General features: G+C 38.6%; 2 protein-coding genes. One reads left to right on the forward strand and one right to left on the reverse strand.

What is annotated here, in order from left to right; all coding sequences use genetic code 11:
* Positions 1-183 precede the first annotated feature (183 nt).
* Positions 184-801, forward strand: a complete 618-nt coding sequence (locus EOK74_RS20610; protein WP_239024194.1) for a hypothetical protein — start codon at positions 184-186, stop codon at positions 799-801.
* Positions 802-810: 9 nt separating this feature from the next.
* On the opposite strand, the gene zapE is transcribed toward EOK74_RS20610, so the two are convergent.
* Entirely contained in the window at positions 811-1,980 is a 1,170-nt protein-coding gene (gene zapE, locus EOK74_RS20615; protein ID WP_166638817.1) for a cell division protein ZapE, read from the reverse strand.
* Between the last annotated feature and the right edge of the window lie 163 nt (positions 1,981-2,143).

Consider the following 2,143-nt stretch of genomic DNA (forward strand, 5'->3'; position numbering starts at 1 on the left):
AAAAAACAACCTAAATAATAACAATAAATTGATACTAATACACCTCCAGTCAAAAAGTTGTCGCATTCAGAAACTTAATACACGACCATAATGTAACGTACTGATTTTAATATAATATAATTGCTTGGCACAAACTGTGCTCAACATTTGTAAATCCTAATTTGCAATCGAATGGTCTTATAAGTGTCAGTGCTAAGTTCTACTCAAATAGTCATTAAGTCTTTAAATTTTCAACCTCAACTTCGACCTAAAAATAGCACTCTAGCAAGTAGTCTTGTGCTTGATACTTTATTACCTGAATTGTCTATTTGGCAAACCAATAAGGTTAGGCAACCGCAAATTTTAGAAAACATAGATGCATACATGTTGCTAGAAACTAAACAAATGCTTGACCGAATAGCCACCATTTATTCAAATTTAGCGTTAACCAACACCATGAGTTTTAATCTTAAACTACAGTTTTCAGACTCTACAATTAACTTATCGATAGATGAAGACACTGCCGCAAAGCAAACTTTTATAAAGCAGCTGAAGCTAGATAAGTGGTTAGCAGGAGCATTTGAGTGGCTGTGTCCAAACTACACGGCTTTGGCACATTCTCAGGAGTTAATTTCGTTCTCTTATGCTTATGCAAAAAACAACCAAGAAGCACTGCGGCTGTACCAACATTTCAAGCTACCAGAGCAAGGCATGTGCTGTTATTTAGTCTGTAAAGTAGAACAGGGCGAGCCTAACTTAACTTGGAGTGTAGCGTCCCCCCAAACAAAGTACCTTATAAAAGAGCTACAGCCTAAGTCTTAACTCAATGGGCTACTCTGCGTGACTCATTTCCATCAAACGACTATATGTGCGGCGGAACTCAAACAACAATGCGCCCTCCTTGTATAGTTCAACTAAGGGTACATCGGTACTTAAATATAATTGTACGTTTTGGTCGTACAGCTCATCGATAAGGCTGATAAATCGCCTAGCACTATTATCTGAACTGGCATAGGCAATGTTACGCTCACCCGTGATTAAGGCTTGGTCCTCTCCGGTGCCATCCTCTGTGCCTCTTGCTTTTATCCAGCCACGTACTTCCCCACCAAGATAAGGCACACCACTCAGCATCACGGAGCTAAAACGGTTGGCGATTTCCATGTAATCTAATTGCGAACGATTACCTTCGCACAAAGCTTTAAAATCAAACCAAGCCACTGTGCTATGACCTTGCAGTTCAATAGAACGGACAACAGGGATGTTTCGGTGACACACAATTAAGTGACTAACGTTGATATCTTCTATTGAAACATTCTGAGTTAAGTCACTGAAAATAACCTCAAAATTTATGTCATTTTTAAGACCAATATTAGTAGACGCTGCAAAGAGGCTGGCTGAATTTACCAGTGACGCTAACCTATGATCTTGTTCTCCATCAAGGTTTAATGCTTGAGTATGTTGCTGCAACAAAGCTATGCAGGGCAAAAATTTATGCCGAGCTAAGCCATTTTCATACAAACGATCAATAGGTATATTAGAGGTTGCCACCAGCACTACACCTTGAGCAAATAAGCGCTCAAACAAACCGGCCAAAATCATCGCATCACCAATATCCGACACAAAAAATTCATCAAAACATAAGACTTTACATGTTTTAGCCAAATCATCGGCAATCATGATTAAAGGGTCTTGTTCTCCAGAATGTTTGTGTAGCGATTGATGTATCCGCGCCATGAAGCGGTGAAAATGCAACCTTAGCTTGCCCTGTGCTGGCAGACAATCATAAAACAAATCCATTAGATAGGTTTTACCTCTGCCCACATCTCCCCACAAATATAACCCTTTGAATGGAACCCGTGATTTAGAGTTAATGACACTCCAAAACAGTGAATCTAGGGCTTTGATAGCCGCTTGTTGAGATTGATCCTCAACTAGGTAGATACCTAATTGTGACTGATAAACCTTAAGAGGCGATTTATTAACTGAGGGTTTAATATTTATTACCTTTTAACTGAGAGATTGTTCACAGCGGCAACACAATCTAAATCATATACTCTAGAAAAATTTTATAAGTAATTGAACTTATATTAATTTTATACCTCTGATTATATAGTTTTTATGTGTGTTGTCCCGTCCTAGAATAAGTTGACGGTTTTTAAGCCAG

The organism is Paraglaciecola marina (assembly GCF_004360155.1).
GTDB classification, from domain to species: domain Bacteria; phylum Pseudomonadota; class Gammaproteobacteria; order Enterobacterales; family Alteromonadaceae; genus Paraglaciecola; species Paraglaciecola marina.